This is a genomic window from Candidatus Eremiobacteraceae bacterium (assembly GCA_035314825.1).
GTDB lineage: Bacteria > Vulcanimicrobiota > Vulcanimicrobiia > Eremiobacterales > Eremiobacteraceae > JAFAHD01.
This window is the reverse complement of sequence record DATFYX010000072.1, coordinates 108394-128536: the sequence shown is the minus strand read 5'-3', so window position 1 is coordinate 128536 and position 20143 is coordinate 108394. Positions and strand designations below refer to the sequence as shown.

The 20143-nt window shown below is 66.5% G+C and carries 22 protein-coding genes; 7 read left to right on the top strand and 15 right to left on the bottom strand.

Going from position 1 to position 20143, the window contains the following annotated elements; all coding sequences use genetic code 11:
* Positions 1-58: 58 nt before the first annotated feature.
* The 3 genes from VKF82_10555 to VKF82_10545 are packed head-to-tail and all read right to left on the bottom strand — an operon-like array spanning position 59 to position 3290.
* Complete coding sequence (locus VKF82_10555; GenBank protein ID HME82508.1) at positions 59-1111, bottom strand: XdhC/CoxI family protein; 1053 nt, start codon at positions 1109-1111, stop codon at positions 59-61.
* Entirely contained in the window at positions 1108-2382 is a 1275-nt protein-coding gene (locus VKF82_10550; protein HME82507.1) for a VWA domain-containing protein, read from the bottom strand. The genes VKF82_10555 and VKF82_10550 overlap by 4 nt, the downstream gene beginning before the upstream one ends.
* On the bottom strand, positions 2379-3290 hold the full coding sequence (locus VKF82_10545; GenBank protein HME82506.1) for a MoxR family ATPase: 912 nt from the start codon (positions 3288-3290) through the stop codon (positions 2379-2381). Before VKF82_10545 ends, VKF82_10550 begins: the two co-directional genes overlap by 4 nt.
* 93 nt (positions 3291-3383) lie before the next feature.
* On the opposite strand from VKF82_10545, the gene VKF82_10540 reads away from it, so the two are divergent.
* On the top strand, positions 3384-3902 hold the full coding sequence (locus VKF82_10540) for a TlpA disulfide reductase family protein (GenBank protein ID HME82505.1): 519 nt from the start codon (positions 3384-3386) through the stop codon (positions 3900-3902).
* Positions 3903-4574, top strand: a complete 672-nt coding sequence (locus VKF82_10535) for a hypothetical protein (protein HME82504.1) — start codon at positions 3903-3905, stop codon at positions 4572-4574.
* Positions 4575-4583: 9 nt separating this feature from the next.
* Here the strand turns inward: VKF82_10535 and VKF82_10530 are convergent, their stop codons facing one another.
* Genes VKF82_10530 through VKF82_10520 form a run of 3 tightly spaced genes read right to left on the bottom strand, consistent with a single transcriptional unit; the run spans position 4584 to position 6782 of the window.
* Positions 4584-4976, bottom strand: a complete 393-nt coding sequence (locus VKF82_10530; protein ID HME82503.1) for a hypothetical protein — start codon at positions 4974-4976, stop codon at positions 4584-4586.
* Positions 4973-6004 carry a P-loop NTPase gene (locus VKF82_10525; GenBank protein HME82502.1) on the bottom strand — a complete coding sequence of 344 codons (1032 nt, stop codon included), beginning with the start codon at positions 6002-6004 and terminating at the stop codon, positions 4973-4975. The genes VKF82_10530 and VKF82_10525 overlap by 4 nt, the downstream gene beginning before the upstream one ends.
* 4 nt (positions 6005-6008) lie before the next feature.
* Positions 6009-6782, bottom strand: coding sequence for an NRDE family protein (locus VKF82_10520; GenBank protein HME82501.1), 774 nt, complete (start codon positions 6780-6782; stop codon positions 6009-6011).
* A gap of 90 nt (positions 6783-6872) precedes the next feature.
* Here VKF82_10520 and VKF82_10515 point away from each other — a divergent pair, with 90 nt between their 5' ends.
* The 5 genes from VKF82_10515 to VKF82_10495 are packed head-to-tail and all read left to right on the top strand — an operon-like array spanning position 6873 to position 11639.
* Positions 6873-8123, top strand: a complete 1251-nt coding sequence (locus VKF82_10515; protein HME82500.1) for a branched-chain amino acid ABC transporter substrate-binding protein — start codon at positions 6873-6875, stop codon at positions 8121-8123.
* A 15-nt stretch (positions 8124-8138) separates the two neighbouring features.
* On the top strand, positions 8139-9059 hold the full coding sequence (locus VKF82_10510) for a branched-chain amino acid ABC transporter permease (GenBank protein HME82499.1): 921 nt from the start codon (positions 8139-8141) through the stop codon (positions 9057-9059).
* Positions 9059-10162 carry a hypothetical protein gene (locus tag VKF82_10505; protein HME82498.1) on the top strand — a complete coding sequence of 368 codons (1104 nt, stop codon included), beginning with the start codon at positions 9059-9061 and terminating at the stop codon, positions 10160-10162. The genes VKF82_10510 and VKF82_10505 overlap by 1 nt, the downstream gene beginning before the upstream one ends.
* Positions 10159-10926 carry an ABC transporter ATP-binding protein gene (locus VKF82_10500; GenBank protein ID HME82497.1) on the top strand — a complete coding sequence of 256 codons (768 nt, stop codon included), beginning with the start codon at positions 10159-10161 and terminating at the stop codon, positions 10924-10926. The genes VKF82_10505 and VKF82_10500 overlap by 4 nt, the downstream gene beginning before the upstream one ends.
* On the top strand, positions 10923-11639 hold the full coding sequence (locus tag VKF82_10495; GenBank protein HME82496.1) for an ABC transporter ATP-binding protein: 717 nt from the start codon (positions 10923-10925) through the stop codon (positions 11637-11639). Before VKF82_10500 ends, VKF82_10495 begins: the two co-directional genes overlap by 4 nt.
* A 59-nt stretch (positions 11640-11698) precedes the next feature.
* On the opposite strand, the gene VKF82_10490 is transcribed toward VKF82_10495, so the two are convergent.
* The 9 genes from VKF82_10490 to VKF82_10450 all read right to left on the bottom strand — a co-directional run bounded on the left by VKF82_10490 (position 11699) and on the right by VKF82_10450 (position 20112).
* Positions 11699-12256 carry a hypothetical protein gene (locus tag VKF82_10490; GenBank protein ID HME82495.1) on the bottom strand — a complete coding sequence of 186 codons (558 nt, stop codon included), beginning with the start codon at positions 12254-12256 and terminating at the stop codon, positions 11699-11701.
* Between the two features lie 23 nt (positions 12257-12279).
* Positions 12280-12666: a hypothetical protein gene (locus tag VKF82_10485; protein HME82494.1), complete on the bottom strand. Its 387-nt coding sequence runs from the start codon at positions 12664-12666 to the stop codon at positions 12280-12282.
* Between the two features lie 125 nt (positions 12667-12791).
* Entirely contained in the window at positions 12792-13859 is a 1068-nt protein-coding gene (locus VKF82_10480) for a YncE family protein (GenBank protein HME82493.1), read from the bottom strand.
* A 10-nt stretch (positions 13860-13869) separates the two neighbouring features.
* Complete coding sequence (locus VKF82_10475) at positions 13870-14517, bottom strand: O-methyltransferase (GenBank protein ID HME82492.1); 648 nt, start codon at positions 14515-14517, stop codon at positions 13870-13872.
* Entirely contained in the window at positions 14514-15593 is a 1080-nt protein-coding gene (locus tag VKF82_10470) for a Gfo/Idh/MocA family oxidoreductase (GenBank protein ID HME82491.1), read from the bottom strand. The genes VKF82_10475 and VKF82_10470 overlap by 4 nt, the downstream gene beginning before the upstream one ends.
* A gap of 3 nt (positions 15594-15596) precedes the next feature.
* Positions 15597-17720, bottom strand: coding sequence for a 3'-5' exonuclease (locus VKF82_10465; protein HME82490.1), 2124 nt, complete (start codon positions 17718-17720; stop codon positions 15597-15599).
* A 50-nt stretch (positions 17721-17770) separates the two neighbouring features.
* The gene (locus tag VKF82_10460) at positions 17771-18835 is read right to left on the bottom strand and encodes a hypothetical protein (GenBank protein HME82489.1); all 1065 of its coding nucleotides are present in this window, start codon (positions 18833-18835) and stop codon (positions 17771-17773) included.
* Between the two features lie 4 nt (positions 18836-18839).
* Positions 18840-19727, bottom strand: coding sequence for a hypothetical protein (locus VKF82_10455; GenBank protein HME82488.1), 888 nt, complete (start codon positions 19725-19727; stop codon positions 18840-18842).
* Positions 19728-19944: 217 nt separating this feature from the next.
* Positions 19945-20112 (bottom strand): hypothetical protein, encoded by a 168-nt coding sequence (locus tag VKF82_10450; protein HME82487.1) that lies wholly within the window; start codon positions 20110-20112, stop codon positions 19945-19947.
* Positions 20113-20143: the final 31 nt, after the last annotated feature.

Sequence of the window (20143 nt, the reverse complement as noted above, 5' to 3'; positions counted from 1 at the left end):
ACGTTGCCCAGCGCGCGGACCATCTCCTTCTTTTCCATCGGCATACCGCCGAGCGATTTTACGATGCGTGGATGCGCTCTTCGGCGCGATCTTTCAACTTCATACCGGTGCGATCGTACTTCGCCGCGATCATCTCGGCGAGAATCGCGACCGCGATCTCCTCGGGTGATTGCGCGCCGATGTCGAGCCCGATCGGCGCATGCACGGCGTCGATGACCGCCGCGGGAAAGCCGTCGCGCTCCAGCCGCGCGCGGCGCGCGGCCTGCGTTTTCCGGCTGCCGATAGCGCCGACATAGCGCACCGGACGGCGCAAGACGTACGCGAGGGTCGGGTCGTCGAACTTCTCGTCGTGGGTGAGCACGGCGACGTACGTGTTCTCGTCCGGTTCGAGGGCGGGCAGTTCGTCCTCTGGCCAGCCGATGACCAGGCGGCGCGCGGATGGGAAGCGTTCGCGGTTGTTGAGCCGCTCGCGCGGGTCGACGACGGTCACCGCGAATCCGGAACGAGCCGCCAGTTCGCACAACGCAGCAGCGATGTGCACCGCGCCGACGATGATGAGGCGGGGGTCCGGGAGCAGCGGCACCACGAAGACCTCGTGCGCTCCGACCGCTGCGGTCTTGGCCGTTCCGCGCGCGAGGGCGGCACGGGCCAGCTCGTCGATGCCGGCGTCGAGGCCCGGGGCACCCGTGCTGCCGGTCGCCGTCAGCGCGTCGACCGTGCGCTTGGCGCCGACGTGCGAGGGTCCGCGCACGACCGTGGCCAGCACGAGCGGGCGTTTGATCTCGGCGCTCTGCGGCGGGCCTTCGAAACGCGCGATGAAGACGTTGATCGCACCGCCGCACGACAGCCCGACATCCCACATCATGTCCTTATTGATGCCGTAGCGCACGATCTTGGGCGGCCCGCCGGCCAAGACGCTGCGCGCCTCGTCGACGACCGCGCCTTCCACGCAGCCGCCGCTCACCGAACCGGCGATCTTGCCGCTGTCCGCGATGAGCATGGTCGCGCCCTCGTCGCGCGGCGCCGACCCGTCGACGCGGATCACGGTCGCCAGCGCGAAGCGCTCGCCTTGCGCGTGCCAGCGTTCGATGGTCTCGAGGATGTCCTTCATGACGCGCTCGGCTGTGCCCGCACTGGGCGGCGGTCTTCGATGGTGTTGAGCAATTCGGCAAACTGCATAAGGCTGCGCAGATTATGCGCGGACAGGAAATTGTCGATGTACGGCAATGCGGCCTGCATGCCCACGGTCTGCGGCCGGTAGCGCGAGCTTCCGAGCAGCGGGTTCAGCCAGATCAGCCGGTATGAGCCGCGCTGCAAGCGGCGCATCTCATCCGCCAGCAGATCGATGTCCCCGCGATCCCACCCGTCGCTGATCACCAGCACGATGGCTCCGCGGCCGAGGACGCGATCGGCCCACTCGAGGTTGAACGTGCGCAGGCACTCGCCGATGCGGGTCCCGCCCGCCCAGTCGGCCACGCTGGCCGCCACCTCATCGAGGGCCTCGCGGATGTCTCGATGGCGGATCTGGCGCGTGATGCGCGTCAACCGCGTGCCGAAGACGAAGGCCTCGACGCGCCCGACCGAATGCCGCACCGTATGCACGAACTGCAGCAGCAGGCGCGAGTAACGATCCATCGAGCCCGATATATCGCACAGCAGCACGAGATCGCGCTGCTTGCGTTTGCGCGTCCGCGTCGGTAACGAGAGCACTTCGCCGCCGCGCCGCAGGCTGTTGCGCAGCGCGCGGCGATAGTCGAATGCGCCGCCGCCGGCGCCGGCCTTCATGCGGCGCGAGCGTTTGGTGCCGAGCTCCCAGACGTGGCGGCGCGTGAGTTCGCGCGCGCGCTCCGCCTCCACCTCGCTGAGCTGCGAAAACTCTTTCTGGTATAGGCCCTCGGCGAAGCTATAGGTGAAGGCGCGATCGCCTTCGACGACCTGCGGCTGCTCGCCTGAAGCGCCCGCGTCGGCGGCGTCGCTGCGCAAGAACGACGCCTGCGGCCGCGGCACATTTGATCCCGCCGTTGGCGATTGCGGCGCGTCGCGTGGGTCTCCCGCGACATCGGGCGGCGGTTGCTCGGGCAAACCTGCGGCTTCCACCGGTGCGGGCGGCATCACCGCTTTGCTCCAGAACAGGTCGAACGCGGCGTTGAAGACGGGGATCTCTTCGGGCTTGCGCACGAGCACCGCGCGCGCGGCGGCCTTGACGTCCTCGCGCGAGCGCATGCCGACGGCGTCAAGGGCTTGGTCCAGCAAGATCACTTTGTCCGGCTGCACCCCGAGGCCGAGATCGCGCAGCACGCGACCGAAGATGACGACGTTGCGCCCGAGGTGCGCGAAGCGCACGAGCTCGTCCGCGTCGACGATGAGGCCGCGCTCGCTCACGCCTGCGACGCGACCTTGTGCGCGCGCTCGACGCGCGCGGCAAGCGCGGTGTCGCGCGCTTTGACGACGTCTTCCTGATACTTGAGCAGGCAGCCGATCGTCTCCGACACCGCGCGCTCGTCGAGCGATGACTTGCCGAGCGCGACCAGCGCCGCCGCCCAGTCGATCGTCTCGGCCACGCCTGGATGCTTGTAGAACGAATCGCTGCGCAGCGTGGCCACGAGGGCCGCAGCTTCCAACGCAAGCCGATGTCCGACGCCGGGGACTTTTGATTCGACGATCAGCGCTTCGCGCGCGACGTCGGGATAGTCGATCCAGTGATAGAGGCAGCGCCGTTTGAGGGCGTCGTGCACTTCGCGCGTGCGATTGCTCGTCAGCACGACCAACGGCGGCGTCGTGGCCGTGAACGTGCCGACCTCGGGCACCGTCACCTGGAAATCGGAGAGCAGCTCGAGCAGAAACGCCTCGAACTCCTCATCCGCCCGGTCGATCTCGTCGATCAAAAGCACCGCCGGGGCTGCATTTTGATCGTCGATCGCTTGGAGCAGAGGCCGCTTGATGAGGAATTCCGGACCGAAGATCTCGCGCTCGATCTTGGCGCGCTCCTCGCCGCCGGCGTGCGTTTCGGCGAGCCGTATGTGGAGGATCTGCTTGGCGTAATTCCACTCGTACAGCGCGTGGTTGACGTCGAGGCCCTCATAGCACTGCAAGCGGATGAGCCGCCGGCCCAAGCCCGCGGACAGCACCTTTGCGACCTCGGTCTTGCCGACGCCGGCTTCGCCCTCTAAGAACAGCGGGCGGCCAAGCGTGGCTGCCAGATAGATGGACACGGCGAGCGTGCGGTCCGCCACGTAGCGATGCTCGGCCAGCAGCGCCTGCACGTCGTCTATGGATGAGATCGTCTTCACACTGCGGCTATTTCGCGCCGCGACGGCGACCTACCCGCGCTTGGGCCGCGCCGTACGGCAGGGCCGCATGCACGTGCTCGCAAAGTGGTCGGCGTGCTTCGCTGGATCGTCGGCGCAGTCGTCGCGGTCGCGCTGGTGGTCCTGATCGCTGCGTTTTTCCCGAGCGAGATCGACCAGAGCCGCGGGCCGGCGCAGGTGGTCGGCATGACCACGCCGGCCCTCACCGTGCCGCTCGTCGCGGGCGGTGATCTGGATCTGCAGACGCTGCGCGGACACGATGTGCTGTTGAACCTGTGGGCCTCGTGGTGCGGCCCGTGCCGCAGAGAGATGCCCGCGCTCGAGCGCCTCGCGCGCGAGCAGCGTGGCAAACTCGTCGTGGTCGCGGTCGACCAGGGCGAGGCGCCCGCGACGGCGGCGCAATTCGCCAAACGGTTCGGCGTGACGTTCCCGGTCGGGTCCGATCAGGATCAAGTGCTGGGAACGCAGCTGCACCTCGCGGGCATGCCGAGCTCGTTCTTCATCGATAAGAACGGCGTGATCCGCGAAGCGATCGACGGCGAGATGACCTACGACATGATGCTGCAAAAGGCGCAGCGCATCGAACAGATGTAGATGAGGACGAGGATCGCATTGCAACGGACACAAGACGCGCTTCGATGGCTGCTCTCGCCGGGAGTCCGCGCGACCGCGGCGGTGGCGATCGCCCTCATGGCGACCGTGACGGTCGCCGGCGGGTGCTCGAACAGCGCCACCAGCACGACGCCGACACCGACGCCGTCTGCGACCGCGACCGCGACGGCCACCGCCACCGGCGCCACCCCGACGCCGGTGCCGCAGAACCTCATCTCGATCTCCAACGGCGTCGCCGCGACGACCGATCCGACTTATGGCGTCGTCACCGGATACGGCGTGCTGACGGCGGTGCCCACCGCGTCTCCGGTGACGACGGCTGCGCCGTCGCAGATCATCACGGTGTCCGCCAACCAGACGATTGTCTTCGTGAATTTCGATCACGCCGTCGCACACACCGCATCCTTGCTCGGCCCGGCCAACGGCATGAACTGGCCCGCCACGTTCACCAACACCAACGGCACGACCGCTCTGCCTGCCGGCACGGCGATCACGTACCCAGAGTTCTCCACCGGCACGCTAGCCCTCGGCTGCGGGCTCTTCGTCTGCTCGCAGACGTATTCGACGGGCGCGACGACGGGGATGTTCTACTTCGGCGATTTCTTCGGCTACTTGTCGAATCCGCCGATCCGCACCGTCATCATCATCCAGTAGCAGCGCCGGTCATCGTCCAGTGACGGCCGCGTCCGTGCCGGATAGATAGATCACCACCTGATTGCCGCTGACCTCAAGGTGAACGCTGCGCCGGCGATCGTCGAACAGGGCGAAGGTCGCCTGGCGCTCCACCTCGTTGACCACCGACTGCGTGCTCTTCGGCAGCATGGCGGCGTACCAGTCGCGCACTTTGTCGAACGAGTCCCACGTCGTGAACACTTCGATCACATGGCCGGCGTTCTTGGCGCGGATCTGCGGCGGCACGCTGACCGCGTTGGCGTGCGGATAGACCGGCAGGTGTAACGCCGAGCGCTCCGCGTTGTCGTGGCGCGCGCATCCGCTCACGCTTCCCGAGAGCACGATCGCCAGCCCCGCGGCCGCGACGGCCGCGACGGCCCTCACGCGGTCGGTGCGCCCACGGCTAGCGCGGGCAAGACTTTGATGAAGTTGCCGGCCAAGGCTTCATAGTCGCACGATTCGTAGTCTTCGACTTTGCCCTCGTCGCACAATGCCGCCAGCGTTGGGTCGATGGGCAGCTGGGCGAGCAGCGGCGCGCCGCTCTCGACGACCAGTTGGACGCCCTTGCTGGCGCCGAACGGCTCGAAGCGCTTGCCGGTGTCCGGATCGATGAAGTACGACATGTTCTCGACCAGCCCCAAGATGGGCGCGTGCAGCTGCTGGACGAGCTTGATCGCTTTGCTGACGATCATCGTCGCTAGCCCCTGCGGCGTGCTGACGAGCACGGTGCCGGAGACGGGCAGCGACTGCAGCACCGTGAGGGGCGCATCGGACGTGCCGGGCGGCAGATCGATGAAAAGGTAATCGACCTTGCCCCACTCCAAGCCGTTGTAGAACTCGTTGATCGCCTTGGCCACCATCGGACCACGCCAGATCACTGCTTGGCTCTCGTTGTCGAGGATCAGATTCATCGACATGAGCTGGATGCCGGTGCGCGTGACGGGCGGGTGCGGTTTGCCGTCGGCCCCTTGGTACGGGCGGGCGGTCACGCCGAAGAGCTTGGCTTGGCTCGGCCCGGTGATGTCGGCATCGAGGATGCCGACGTTCGCGCCGCGCCGGCGCAATGCGACCGCAAGCAGCGCCGTCACAGCGGATTTTCCGACGCCGCCCTTGCCCGACATCACCGCGATGACGTGTTCGATGCCCGGCTTTCGCTGGCGAGCGGGCGGAGCCGCCGGGCCGGCCGGCTTGTGCCGTTGCGGCGGAACGGTTCCGTCGGCGATGAAGCGTTCGAGATCCGCCATGAGCGCGTTGAGGTCGAGATTGTGGACGCCCGCGCCGCCGCGTATGCTTTCGCGCGTGGAGACGTGGCAACCGGCGCACGGCAGGCCGTGCGCGCCGAAGACAGCCTCGGAGCCTTTGTACGTCTCGACGACTTCGCGGATCAGGGTGTCTGGTGAAAGAGACGGCATCGCTTTATCGTTCGACGCGAGCGCGGGATGTATCTTCTCTTTGGAACAGCGCGGACACGTCTTGCATGCGATTTTCGCACGCGTGTCCGCGGCCATAGTAGAAGCGTGCTGGGCCGCCCTTGGCGAGCGTGACGATCGCACTGGAGCGCGTGCCGTATCGCTCCTGCGGGCGGTGAACGCACACGCCCCCGTCGTCGCCGCGCTCGCCAGGCGCGTGGTCGCCCAGCAGCCGGTGCAAGCGATCGATCAACTCGGGCTCGCCCACGGCGATGTCGACCGACGAAGCGAGCTGCGCGGTGCGCCGCGATTTCGGATGACGATCGTCGTCCATCTCCCAATTGGTGACCACGTGGAGCCCGTCGGGCATCGAGGCGACGCGCAGGCCGTCGTCGCCTGCGTGCGCTGCGATGCCGCGGTCGCGGTCGAGCGCCACGAAGACGAATGGATTGTATTCGGCTGTGTCGACCAGGCGCAGGCGCTCTTCGATCCGTGCCGCCGACGCGAGGCCCGAGAGCTCGAGCACCAACTGCCCGCGCGAGCGTTTGGCCGGGTCGTGCCGCCCAGCTCCGCGCCGATTCGTGAGCGCGACGATGACGCCGAGCTCAGACACCGCCAGCCACGTGCCGCCTGCGACCTCGTCGCGCCCGCCGACGACGAGCGGATGTTCGCATAGCCGCAGCGGATCGGTGGACGGACGTCCTTCGAATTCGTCGCGGTTGGCGGCGACGATGATCGGGTACTCGGGATGCTGGTGCTTCCAGATGAGCAGCGTGCACACGCAGGTCCGCTTCGGTCTGCAAGGAGCGACTTTCCCGCTCGCGAACCCGACAAAGCTTTCGTTTCGTACCTTCATCAAGGAGCGAGCTCCATGCATCGTCCTTTCGTCATCGCATTAGCGCTTGCGGGCATCCTGGTGACCGGCTGCACGCAAAAGTCCTCGACGTCGTCGACCTCGACCGGCGGAGCCGGACCGGCGGGCAACGTCATCAAGATCGGCATCGATCTGCCCGTGTCGGGTGCGGACGCATCGATCGGCGTGCCGACGCAGTACGGCGCCGAACTCGCGGTCAAGCAGGCCAACGCCAAGAACGTCGTGCCCGGATTCACGTTTGAGGCCGACGTGCTCGACGACGCGGTCAACGGCGTGCACGATCCGGCGCAAGGAGCCAAGAACATCGAATCGTTCGGCGCGGATCCTGCCGTGCTGGGCGTTATCGGACCGTTCAACAGCAACGTGGCGCGCGCCGAGATCCCGCTCTCCAACAGCCTGTTGCTCGCGCTCATCAGCCCGTCGAACACCAACCCGACGCTCACCAAGGGGCCGGATGCGCTGGCGATGCGCAAAGACCACCCGGACCAGATCGCTTACTTCCGCGTGTGCACGACCGACGACATCCAGGGACCCGCCGGCGCGACCTACGCGTACACGAAACTCGGGGCGCGCAAAGCGTATGTGGTCGACGATAACGAGACCTACGGCAAGGGCGTCGCCGATCAGTGGGAGGGCGCGTTCAAGAAGCTGGGCGGCACGTCGCTCGGTCACGACCATATCACCAAGGGCCAGCAGGACTTCCACGCGTTGCTGACGCGCATCGCCAGCGCTCATCCCGACATCGTGTTCTTCGGCGGCAACACGTCGACGGGGGGCGGACTGATCCGCAAACAGATGCCGGACGCGGGCCTCGGCTCCATTCCGTACGCCGGAGCCGACGGCATCAGCGACAACCAATTCTTGCAAGACGCCGGCGCGACCGCGGACAACGTCTGGGTGACGGTCGCGTCGGTCAATGCGGCCAAGCTGCCGGCGGCCGCGCGGTTCCTCACGGACTACCAAGCCGAGTACAAGCAGCCGGTCGGGCCGTATTCGGCCAACGCGTATGCCGCGGCGTCGGTGCTCATCCACGCGATCGGCGAGGCGATCAAAGCCAACGGCGGCAAAGCGCCGACGCGCACGCAGGTGCTCGAGCAGCTGCGCCAGACCAAGGATTTCCCAAGCGTCGTCGGCACGTTCTCGTTCGACCCGAACGGCGACACGACCAACCGCATCATCTCGTTCTACGAGGCCGTCAAGGATAAGTGGGTCTTCGTGACCCAGCAGAACTTCGCGGGCACACCGTAACCGCGGCTGCCCGCGTTGGCATACTTCCTACAACAGCTCATCAACGGCATAGCCCAAGGCGGGATGTACGCCCTCATCGCCTTAGGCTATACCATGGTGTACGGCATCGTCGAGCTGATCAATTTCGCCCACGGCGACGTCTACACGCTCGGGACGTTTCTATGCATCGCGATTCTTGCAGCCATCGGCGTCGCGGAGGGCGGCCACGTGATCGGCGGCTGGCAAGGCGCGCTCATCGCACTGCTGGTCATCGCGCTTGCGGCGCTGCTGTGCGGGGTCATCGGGGTGCTCATCGAGCGCCTGGCGTATCGCCGGCTGCGCAACGCGCCGCGCCTGGCGCCGCTCATCACGGCGATCGGCGTGTCGTTCCTGCTGCAAGGCATCATGCGCAACTGGAAAGGCCCATCGGAGATCTCATTCCCGCAGTTCTTGCCGAACCCGACGTTCGCGTTCAACGGCGTGCACGTGGACGCGCGCGAGCTGCTGGTCGTCGCGGTGAGCGTGGCGATGATGATCGTGCTGCAGCTGTTCATCTATAACACCAAGATCGGCAAGGCCATGCGCGCCACGGCACAGGACCGCGATGCCGCTGCGCTGATGGGCATCAACGTCAACTCGACGATCGCGTGGACGTTCTTCATCGGGTCGGCGCTTGCGGGCGTCGCCGGCTTCATCTCCGGCATGTATTTCGGCACGACGATGTTCACCAACGGCTATCAGGCCGGCCTCAAAGCATTCACCGCGGCGGTGCTGGGCGGCATCGGCAACATCGCCGGCGCCATGCTGGGCGGGTTCTTGATCGGCATCGTCGAGGCGTTCACCTCAGGCTACATCTCCGACCAGTGGACCAACGTGGTCGTCTTCTCGATCTTGGTGCTGATCTTGGTATTCCGCCCGGCCGGCTTGCTGGGCGAACAATTGCCGGAGAAGGTCTGATGGAGCGGTCGCATTCATTCGACCGTCGGCGCGTCCGGCTTCCGTTGGGGTTCGGCGACGTCTCGCCGCTGCAGGCCGCCGGACTGGTCGCGGTCATCGCGCTGTTCGCGTTCTTCCCGCTTATCGACCGCAATGCGGGCCACATCTCAGCCGTGGCGGACGCCGGCTACTTCCTTCTGTTGGTGTTCGGATTGAACATCGTGGTGGGCTTCGCGGGTCTGCTCGATCTGGGCTACGCCGCGTTTTTCGCGATCGGCGCCTATACCTACGCGATGGTCGCCTCCACGCAGTTCAACCTGCATTTCAACTTCTGGCCGATGCTGTTCATGAGCGCATGCGTCGCCGCGCTTTTCGGCCTGATCCTGGGCGCGCCCACGCTGCGCCTGCGCGGCGACTATCTCGCGATCGTCACGCTGGGTTTCGGCGAGATCGTGCCGCAGGTGTTCCTCAACCTCGACAAGTACACCGGCGGGCCCAACGGCATCTCCAACGTCGATCAGCCGGTGTTCTTCGGCTATCACTTCGGCTTCAATCCCATTCCGTATTACTATCTGTACGTCGTCGTCATCCTCATCGCGATCGTGCTGCTCAACAACCTGAAGCGTTCGCGCCTCGGCCGCGCGTGGATGGCGATCCGCGAGGACGAGCTCGCCGCGACGCATATGGGGGTCAACCCCGTCACGACCAAGCTGCTGGCGTTCGCCATGGGCGCCTCGTTCGCAGGATTGGCCGGCTGCATCTACGCCGCGAAGCTGACGCTCATCAGCCCGGATGAGTTCAACTTCTCCGTGTCCGTCACGATCCTGTCGGCCATCGTGCTCGGCGGCATGGGCAGCCTGCTGGGCGCGTTCATCGGCGGGCTGCTCCTCGCGCTGCTCAACTTCATGGTGCTGCCGCAGATCACCAACTGGACGCACGCCCTGGGAGCGGCGCTGCACAACGACGCGATTCAGAACGCCGACCTGCACTACATCATCTACGGTCTGATCCTCGTGCTCGTGATGCTGTTCCGGCCCGAGGGGCTCATCTCCAATGCGTCGCGCCGCGCCGAGCTGCATCACGCGCAGCCCGCGGAATCCGCCGCGGCCGCAGGCACCGAATGAGCGCGCCGCTGCTCGCGATCGAGGGTCTGACCAAGCGCTTCGGCGGCCTCACCGCGGTCAAGGATCTCACGCTGCACGTGGAACGCGGCTCGATCGCGAGTCTCATCGGCCCCAATGGCGCCGGCAAATCCACCGTGTTCAACGTGATCACGGGCATCTACATGCCGAGCGCGGGCTCCATCAGTCTGGACGGCGCATCGCTGGTCGGACGCAAGCCGTTTGAGGTCGCAGCGGCCGGCGTCATGCGCACGTTCCAGAACATCCGGCTGTTCGCGTTCATGTCGGTGCTCGAGAACGTGATGGTCGGCCAGCAGACCAAGATGCACGCCACGCCGCTCGACGACGCGCTGCACACGCCCCGCGCGCAGCGCGAGGAACAGGCCGTGGCCGAGCGCGCGCGCGAGCTGCTCGAGTTCGTCGGGCTGACGTCCTATGCGCACGAGTGGGCGCGCAACCTTCCCTATGGAATGCAGCGGCGGCTCGAGATAGCGCGTGCGCTGGGCCCGCAACCGCAGCTGCTGCTGCTCGATGAACCGGCCGCCGGCGCAAACCCGTCGGAGAAGCGCGACCTCATGGCATTGGTGCGTTCCATCCGCGACCGCGGCGTCACGGTGCTGCTGATCGAACACGACATGCGCTTGGTCATGGGGATCTCGGATCGCGTGACCGTGCTGGATTACGGAGAAAAGATCAGCGAGGGCGAACCGGAGCTCGTGCGCCGCGACCCGCGCGTCATCGAAGCGTACCTCGGCAAAGGCGCATGAGCGCCGTCCTCGAGCTTGAGGGTATCGAGACGTTCTATGGGCGCATCCAGGCGCTGCGCGGCGTCAGCCTTCAGGTGCGCGAAGGCGAGATCGTCGCGCTGATCGGCGGCAACGGCGCCGGCAAGACCACGACGCTGCGCACGATCTCCGGGCTGATCCGGCCGGCTCGCGGCCGCGTGACGTTCGAGGGCGACGACATCACGGCGGCGACGCCCGACGGGATCGTCCGCTTGGGAGTCGTCCAGGTGCCGGAAGGACGGCGCATCTTCCCGCGCATGACCGTTTTGGAGAATCTCCAGTTAGGCGCGTACGCGCGCAGCGACCAGCACGCGGTGCGCGCCGACATGGATGACGTGTTCGCGCTGTTTCCTCGCTTGGCCGAGCGGCAAGGTCAAAAGGGCGGCACGCTCTCGGGCGGCGAGCAGCAGATGCTCGCGATCGGGCGCGCGATGATGGCCCGGCCCAACGTGCTCTTGTTGGACGAGCCGTCGCTCGGGCTATCCCCGATCCTGGTCGAGACGATCTTCGAGGTCATCGTCGACATCAACAAGCGCGGAGTTCCGATCCTGCTGATCGAGCAGAACGCCCGCAAGGCGCTCCAGGTCGCCGCTCGCGCGTACGTGCTGGAGACCGGCTCGGTCGTCAAGGAAGGCCCCGCATCGGCGCTGCTCGCCGACGACGGCGTGCGCAAGGCGTATCTCGGTGAAGACTGACCGCGGCGCCCGGAAATCCGGGCGCCGCGCCGTATGATCGATTCTTTCGATCGCCAAGACTAGTCGTAGAAATGTGGATCGTAATCGTACGGGTACATGTAGGCCGCGTAGTCGCTGCTGAACAAAGAATCGTCTCTGACGTCGCTCTTCGCGCGCCGGAAGACCCGGCCGCCCAAGCCCGTCATCGTCGTGTCAACCGGCGTGGTCCAGTCTTCCGAGACCTCGGCGAGCACGGCCGACTGCCCCTTGGGCAGCACGAAGCCCGTTTCGAAGGACGCTTCGTCCTGTTCGCCCGCTTTGATCGCGTCGGCGGTCACGCCGATCGCGCCGCCGGCCGCGGCTCCAGCGCCGACCGCTGCGCCGATCGCTGAGCCGGTGGCAATGCCCGCTGGGCCAGCCAGTGCGCCCAACAGCGCACCGATCCCAACGCCGACCATGGTGCGCATCCCGATGTCGGTATCCTTGGTGGCGACATCGATCTTGCCGAATTCATCGCGACGGATCACCGCCGCGGCATGAACGGTGACATCACCCTTGCCGTCCAGGCCCCATAGCTGGTGAAGGCCGTCGTAGGCTTTTGCATCGTTCGGGAACACGATGGCGATGTAGTTGTCCATGATCTTCCCCTCTCTGCGGCGCCTTAGTTCGCCGATGGTTTGGTCGTGCTGGCCCGGCGCGCGGCCACGGCCTGGCTCAGATGCGCTACGGCCTGTCGTGCGCGCCCGATGACCGCTTGGTTCTTTTTCTTAAGATCCGCGTCGGTCCCGGCGAGCGCTTCATTGGCCCGCTTGGCCGTATCCTCAAACGCTAGTTGCGCCTCTTTGAGGTGCAGCTTTGCGTCAGCTTTCTGCTCCTCTCCAAGCGCCTTGAGATTGATCCCTAGTTTCTGCGCGTCGGTGCTGACCTTCTCGAGGTTGCTGCGTATCTGAGCGTGGTTCGTGGCGGTAGCCGCCTCGATCTTCTTATAGAACGCCTGTGCGTTCTCACGCGCCTGATCGAGCGGGCTTTTGACATTGACTTGACTCATAGCTTTCACCTCATCGGATTGGTGGTGATATGACGTTATCACATTGCGTGTGAATTAGCTGTGAAACAGCTTCGATTTGCGTGAGAAGGAGCGACCGTCGTTGCCCGAATCGACGTGCAGAAAGCCTAGGACGACGATGGCGCGGGCGTCGGTGTCGCAGGCGGCGGCGAGGGCGACGGTGACGCCGGCGGTGAGAGCTTGACCACGTAGTCGTTCTGATCGCCGCCGTACGCGATCCACACGTTGTGCGTCTTCGCATCGATCGCCAGCGTGTGCGCGCCGCGGGGGATGGTGACGTCGCCGATACGGTCGAAGGCCTCGCCGTTATCGCCGATGATGGTGAGCAGGCCCGTGCCGCTCGCGCAGTACAGCTTGTTGAGCACGGGGTCGTACGCGATCTGGTCCGTACGCGGCGGGATGTCGATCGTCTGGGTCACTTGCCCGCTGGTCAGGTCGAGCACGGCGAGCTTGCCGTTGCTGCCTGCGCTGAACAGCCGCTTGCCTTTGCTGTCGATCGCCAGACCCTGGGGCTCCGTGGCCTGGCCGAGCGTCCAGGTCGCGCTGACCGTGTTGGTCGTGGGATCGATCACGACGACGGAGCTGGCCGGCGTGATGTTCTGGTAGAGCTTGTCGGTCGCGGGATCGTAGACGATCGTCGAGGGTCCTTTGGGGACCGCTACGGGGAACTGCGCCAGCTTATCGGTCTTGCCCGCGATCACCCAATCCTCAGCGCCATCCGCATGCGCCGCGTAGAGTTTGCCGTTCTTCGGATCGAATGCGGTCGCGCCGACGGGTCCGTTCGTATAGATGCGTTGGTTCTCGACCAGCCAGCGCCGGTTGAGCTGGGAGACATAGCCGTCGGACGTGCCCACGAAGATCTTGCCGTCGTAGACGTCCACCGCGACCCCGTAACCGGGTCCGACGGTGACGCGGCGCTCCACCTCGCCGCTTTCGAGATTGATCACCAGCATTTCGTTGCTGCTGGTGTGCACCGCGAGCAGGCGCCGGTACTTGTCGTCGACGGCCAGCTGTTCGAAATGCCCGATGGCGCGCGGCACGGCGATCGGCGCCGCGACCGTCATGAGCTGGCGCGGGGTGACGTCCGCCGCGTGGCTGTCGCGCGGGCTGGAGAGCGACGCGATCGCCATGCCGGCGAGCGCAAGTGATAGAAGGATGAAGCGAGGCATTCTCATGGCCGGTTCCTCATGCGATCTTTGCGCCCACCCCGACGCCGTCGCCCAGCGGCAGAATCGTCGCCCTGAGCGCAGGGTGGTGCAAGAACTCTTGGTTGAACGCGCGGATCGCCGTCGTCGGCGCGTCGTCGTCTTTTTGCGCGGGCGCTGCCGCCTTGTGGTGCCATAGCAGATTGTCCACGATGATAAGGCCGGAATGCTTCACGAGCGGCACCGCGAGCTTGAGATACGCCGAATATTCCTCTTTGAGCGCGTCGAGCAGCACGATGTCGTAGATGTTCTTGGGCAGCCGCCCCATGACGTCGAGCGCGGGCTGATTGAATATCTCGATGCGATCGGCGACGCCCGCGCGCGCGAAGAAGTCGCGCGCGATGTCGGTACGGGCGACGTCCGGATCGATCGTCCAGATGCGGCCGGTTTCGGGTTGCGCGCGCGCCATCCACAGCGTCGAGCACCCGTACGCGGTGCCGACCTCCAAGATGTTCCCCGCCAGCATCGCGCTGACCATCACGGACAGAAACTCGCCGACCTCGCGCGAGACGATCGGGATGCCTTCGCGCTCGCCGCGCTCTTCCAGCTCCCGCATGAGCGTGTCCGGTTCGCCGTGGAGGCGCCGAAGATACTCGAAATCCGGACCGAGCGCATGGTCTAGGGTCATGAACGTCTCCTCGCCTTGGTGAGGCGCACGGCGCGTCCGGAACGGGCCGCTTGGCGCGCGGCATCGAGCACTTCTTGCACCTTCAAGCCGTCTTCGAACGTCGGCACGCTTGACGGTTTGCCGGCCAGATGGTCCAGCAGCTCGCCGATCAACGTGTAAAACGGACCGAGCAGCCGGATGCCGGTGGCGCCGAGCCGGCGCGGGAAGCGGCTCGGGGCGGTGACCGGAACCGGGTCGCGCCCGGCGCGCAGTCCGAAGATCTCTCGGTCATCGCGCAGCAGCAGTGCGCCTTTGGATCCGCTGATGAAGATGGAACTGAACTGCGCGTTGGCGGTCGCGGTGAGGTCGATCGTCGCGAGCGCGCCGCCGGTCATCTCCATGCTCAGCGAGAAATTGTCATCGGCGTCGACGGTCCCCATCGAGCCGTCCGTGCGCGCGCGCTTCTTCACGCGCGTCTGCAGCGTCGCCTTGACCTCGCCGACGTCGCCTGCGATCCAGCGGCAATAGTCGATGTAATGCGATCCCAACGCGCCCAGCACGCCGCCGCCCTCGGACCTGCGTGACTGCCAGCCATAGCGCAGCGTGCTCGATGGGTGCATCCATGGCGTCGCCTCGCTGATCACGATGCGCTCGACCTCGCCTAACCAGCCGTCATCGACGAGCGCCTTGGCGCGCGCGCGCGCCGGGATGAAGCGGAACTCGTGGTCGAGCATGCCCTCGCGCCGCGCGCGCCGGGCTGCCGCCACCATGCGCCGTGCCTCTCCCACGGAGAGCGCGAACGGCTTCTCGCACAGCACGTGCTTGCCGGCGCGCAGCGCCGCCAGCGCGATCGGCATGTGCAGGTTCGGCGGCGTGACGATGCTGACCAGATCGACGTCCGGCCGCTTGACGACCTCGCGATAGTCGGCGCTGAAATGCGGGATCGCGAACTGCATCGCCGCCGCCCGTGCGCGCTCCAGCGACCCAGAGCACACCGCGGCGATGCGGCATTGCGGATGCTCGATAAACGCCGGCAGTTGCACGCGCGCGCCGAAGCCCATGCCCACCACGGCGACGCGGAGCGTTTCTGCAGCCACCTGCTACAACCTCATCGAGAGCTGTTCGGGCTCGCCCGCTGCCGCGCGGGCGCTCGCCGGAACGAGCGACCCGAAACGGGCGACGAAGTCGGCGATGCGGCGCACGAGGTGTTCGCGGTCCTCGTCGCCCGCATACTCCTCCGAGAGTGCGAGCTCGCCGCCGACCCGTTGATAGACGCGGACTTTGTCGCCGACGGCAAGGCCCCTCTCGGCGATCGCGCGCGCCAAGCGCTGGTTCGCGGGCGAGTTGAACGTCTTCGGCGTGATGGACTCCCGGCGGCTGAATTCTTCGACCTTCAGGCGCCCCTCGCGCACGCGCGCCACAGCCTGGGCGACGATGCCCTCGATGTCGTCTGGTCTATCCTCGAGCAGCGCGAGCGCGATGCCCGACACCAGCGAGCGGCCAAGCGGCTCGTCGCGCGCCGAGCGCAGCGCCGATCCGCGCAAGATGAGCTCGCCCGCCGAGCGCCGCAGCGCGTAGTTCTTTGGCATCAGCGAGAGCATGGCCGGGTAACGTTCTTCGAGCGCCAGGCGGAGGCTGTCGCCGAGCGAGGCGCCGACCTCCTCGACGAGCTGTTCTGGATCCGCGCCGGGCGGCGGCTGGAAAAACGCGCCATCCGTGTCGACTTCGATGACGCGCCCCCCGCGCTCGCGCAGCGCCGCGACCATGCGCTCCATGATCTCGCGGCCGGCCGCAGTGACCCGCGCCGCCGCGGCCGGGTCGTTGAAATGCAGACCGTTGGTCCCCAAGAACCCGAAGAACGAGTTGATGAGGATCTTGAACGCCTGCTGCAGGCCATCCGCGGCGAGATGCGCGCGCACATCGCCCGACGCGCGCGCCGCCTCGGACTCGCGTTTGGCGCGCATGCGCAGCTCGCGCAGGCCGCTCAGCATCGGCAAGAACGCGTGTAGATCGTCATCTTGCGGTTCGATACCGCGCGCGAGCATGAGGGACGGATAGAGGCTTTCGACGTCGCACTTGACGACGTCGTGGAACACGCCGACTTCGAACGCGGCTGCGAATGCGCCCTCGATCGGCGCCGCCGTACGCGGGCGAGGTATGGAATGCTGGCGCGCGAGATACGCGCGCACCATGAGGCGCTCGATGCGGCTGCCGATGCCGACAAATGCGATCCCCTGCAGCGATTCGGGCACGAGCTGCGCCTGATAGAACTCGTTGGGGGTCACCAGGCGCGAGAGCCGGTCGGTGTCGCGCGCGTCGTCGAGGCAGTACAGCTTCAGCTTGGCCCGTTCGTCCGGGTTTGACCACAGCGCGCGCATATTGGCGGCGTCCACCAGCGCGCGGCTCTCGTCGCCGATGCCGAGATGGCGCACCACGTGCTTGAGCTTGTAGTTGGGAAGCTTGCGCGCCACGTCCCAGCGCATCACGCTATAGAACGTGTCCACGATCTGGCGGCCCGGGATGCGGTGATATCTGGCGACCATGCCGTTGGGAACGCTGCGCCGCAGGCTGTCGTCAAGCCACATGCGCGCGCCGTCGCGGCCGAGGGTCAGTTCCACGCCCGCTCGCCGCGCGCGCTCGTTCAAATACCATAGGTCGAAATTGAAGACGTTGTGGCCCTCGATCACATCCGGGTCGCGCTCGCGCACGATGCGCACGAACTCTTCGATGAGCGCCGCCTCGCTGGGAAATGCGTCAAGCGCGAGCACGCGCTCGTAACCGCTCGAATCGTGCACGCCGATGAGGACGATGGCAGCGTCCGGCCGTTCCGGATAGATGTCGAGCGTCTCAAGGTCGAACTGCAGCCGGCGCAGCTGTTCGAACGGCAGGCCGCGATAGAAGGTCTCGCCGCTGGCGACGAGGTGCGAAGCGATCGGATCGAGGTAGGCCAGGCGCTGATCGCTCGCGAGCGAGCGAGCGAACTCGACGGCCCGGCCAGTTCTCGTGACGAGCAGATGGCGCAGCGGGTGGCGGCCGGCGAGCTCGACGCTGTCGTCCATCGTCTTGCGCGCCAATACCCACGAGCGCAGAGGTGTGACGAGCCGCTCGACGCCAGCCCCGTCGCGACGGTACAGGGTCGCCGTGCCGGCCCCTGCGTCGGTCTCCACTGCGACGATTCCGGTGGTCTGTCCGGTCCCCCCGATGAGCTCGCTCGCTGCAATCACTAGGCGGGCTTTCTGCGAGCGCAGGCCCGTTCTTTTACGACTGCGTCTTGTTAGCGCGGCGTGTGCGTCGGCACCGGCGTCGGGGGCGGCGGCAAGGGCGATGCGAGCGCCGCCCCGCTCGACACGGGCAGCGGAACGGGTGCGAGGCTTGCGTCTGGAAGCGGGATCGGCGAACCGGCCGGCAGCGGCGAGTTGCTGAAGACATTGTCGGTCGGCGCCGGATGGGCGATCTCGTCCACACTCCCGCTGTGGATCATCTGGTCGGGTGCGACGGTTTCGATCATGCGCGGCAACTCGGTCGGCGCGTAGGCCGGCGGCCCGGGCCTGCCAGGGACGTAACGTGCCAGCTTGAGCGTATACGTCGCTCTCATAAGGTAGGTGCCGCGGTCGCCGCGCCGGTTCTGCGCATTGCCGCTGCCCGCGAGCGTGTATGTGGAGCCCAGCAACAGCCGCAGGCCGGTGTCGACGAACGAGATGCCTTTGGCCGAACCGCTGCCGCGCAGCGTCGCGGGTCCAAAGCCGGGAACCGCCACCGTTCCAGCCTCGTCGAGCGATCCGCTGGACGCGACTTGCAGTATGCCGGCCTGGTCAGGCCAGGCGGAACTCGCGTTGGTCAACTTGACGTGCGTCGGTCCGAACGGCAGCTGCAGCGCGCCGCTCGAGCTCCAGGTGACGCCTTCGTCGAGCGCCGGGGGAGCAGCGCTCAGCACGAGCGCGCCGCCGCCGATAGCGACCAGAAGGCCTGCCGCTTCGATCGTGCCGTCCGCGCGGATGCTGGGGCTGGGCGCCGAATCAGCCTGTGCCGCCGAATCGCTGACCGCCGCCAACACGATGTCGCCCGCGTTCGAACCCTCCACGGTGAGCGCGACGCTGTGCAGGTCGTTGCGCGACACTTCCTTTGACACAAGGTCGCCGCTCGGCGCGCGAAAGCGCACGTCGACCGTCTGATGCCGCTCGATGACGTAGACCTGTTGCTCACCGATGCCGAAGGCTCGATTCGGAAGAAATGCATCGGGCACCGAGCTCGGAGCGCCGGCGTCGCCGAGCGCGGCCACGGTCGTCGCGGCTGCCGCCACGGCTGCGATGACGATCGAAACGGCGCGCACCATCGTCACGAGCCTACGGCAGGCTCGGCGTCACCGTCGGATATGGGGAGGGCGCGATCTCGTTGGGAACGGGCGTCGGCGCCGGCGTCGCGGGAGCGGGCGTCGCTTCTGACTCCGTCGTCGCAGGAGATGGTGACGCTTCGGGCCGCTGGACGCGGGTGAACGAGCGCAGCACGATCGTGATCAGCGATGACGCATCGACGCTGCCGGACGTCTCATCCGCGACGTTGGTGTCGCTGCGCATCGCCTGACCGATGAAGAGCCCGTCGCGCTGGTCGTAGTAGTACGTGCCGGCGAGACTCACGCTTGCCTGCACGGGATCGGCGTCTGCGGCGTATTGGCCGCTGCCGGTCGTCTGCACGATGAGCGTCGGCAGCCCTTGGTAGCTCTGCTCGCCGCGCAAGACGCGGTCGAACTCGATCGTCATCGGATACGTGGCCGCGGGCAGGCGCCACTGCCAGCTCGGCTGGGAATGGACATCGTGCCCGGCAAGGTCGCGAATGCTCTGATCGGCGAGCGCGATGGCTTGGTCGAAGAGCGGATCGATGTTGGTCGCCGGATGGATCTCGCCGTTGGGTGCGATCTTGGCGGCGACGGTCTTGCGCACGATGATGGGCTGGCCGGCCGAGAATCCGAGCAGCTCCACGCTGAGATTGCCGTTCGCCGTGCCGTCGGGATCGACGCCGACGATTTCGAGTGTCGCCGTCCCCGCGCCCGCACTGGAATCATTGCGGACCTTGGACGCGGATACGCGCGGCGGCGCCGTGCGTTCGTTCACCTGAATGGTGATGTCGTAGGTGAGCTTGTCGCCGGGCAACAGGTGCGGCGCATCGGCAAGGCTCGGAACGCTGACGGCTGCGACAAGGGCGCACATGGCGAGCGCCGCGACGCGATGGTGCAAGCTGATCCTCCGGAGTGCCTGCGGCCGGCTTGCGCGGAGCAAGTCCACAGACGGGTCTGCGCGCAACCCAGGGCTTCCCTACTTCTTAATCATCGGCTGTGAGGTTAGATTTCATGAACAAAGCGCCTTTCATGACAGCGCTTCTCGTCGCGGTGACTAGCCTCACTGCGGTGGGTTGCTCCAGCAGCAGCGCCTCGACCGTCTTCACGCATACCAACTACACGGCCCTCGGGGCCAGCGATGCCATGGGCGTCGGCTCGTCGGTGCCGTGCGCGACGGCCGGAATCCCCGCCGTGCCGAGCCCGGTCAGCTGCCCGGGCGGTAAGGGGTATGTACCCGTTCTCGCCGGATTCTTGACCACGTCGACCAATAGCGTCAATCTCATTGACCTCGGCATCTCCCGGCGCAGTCACGCG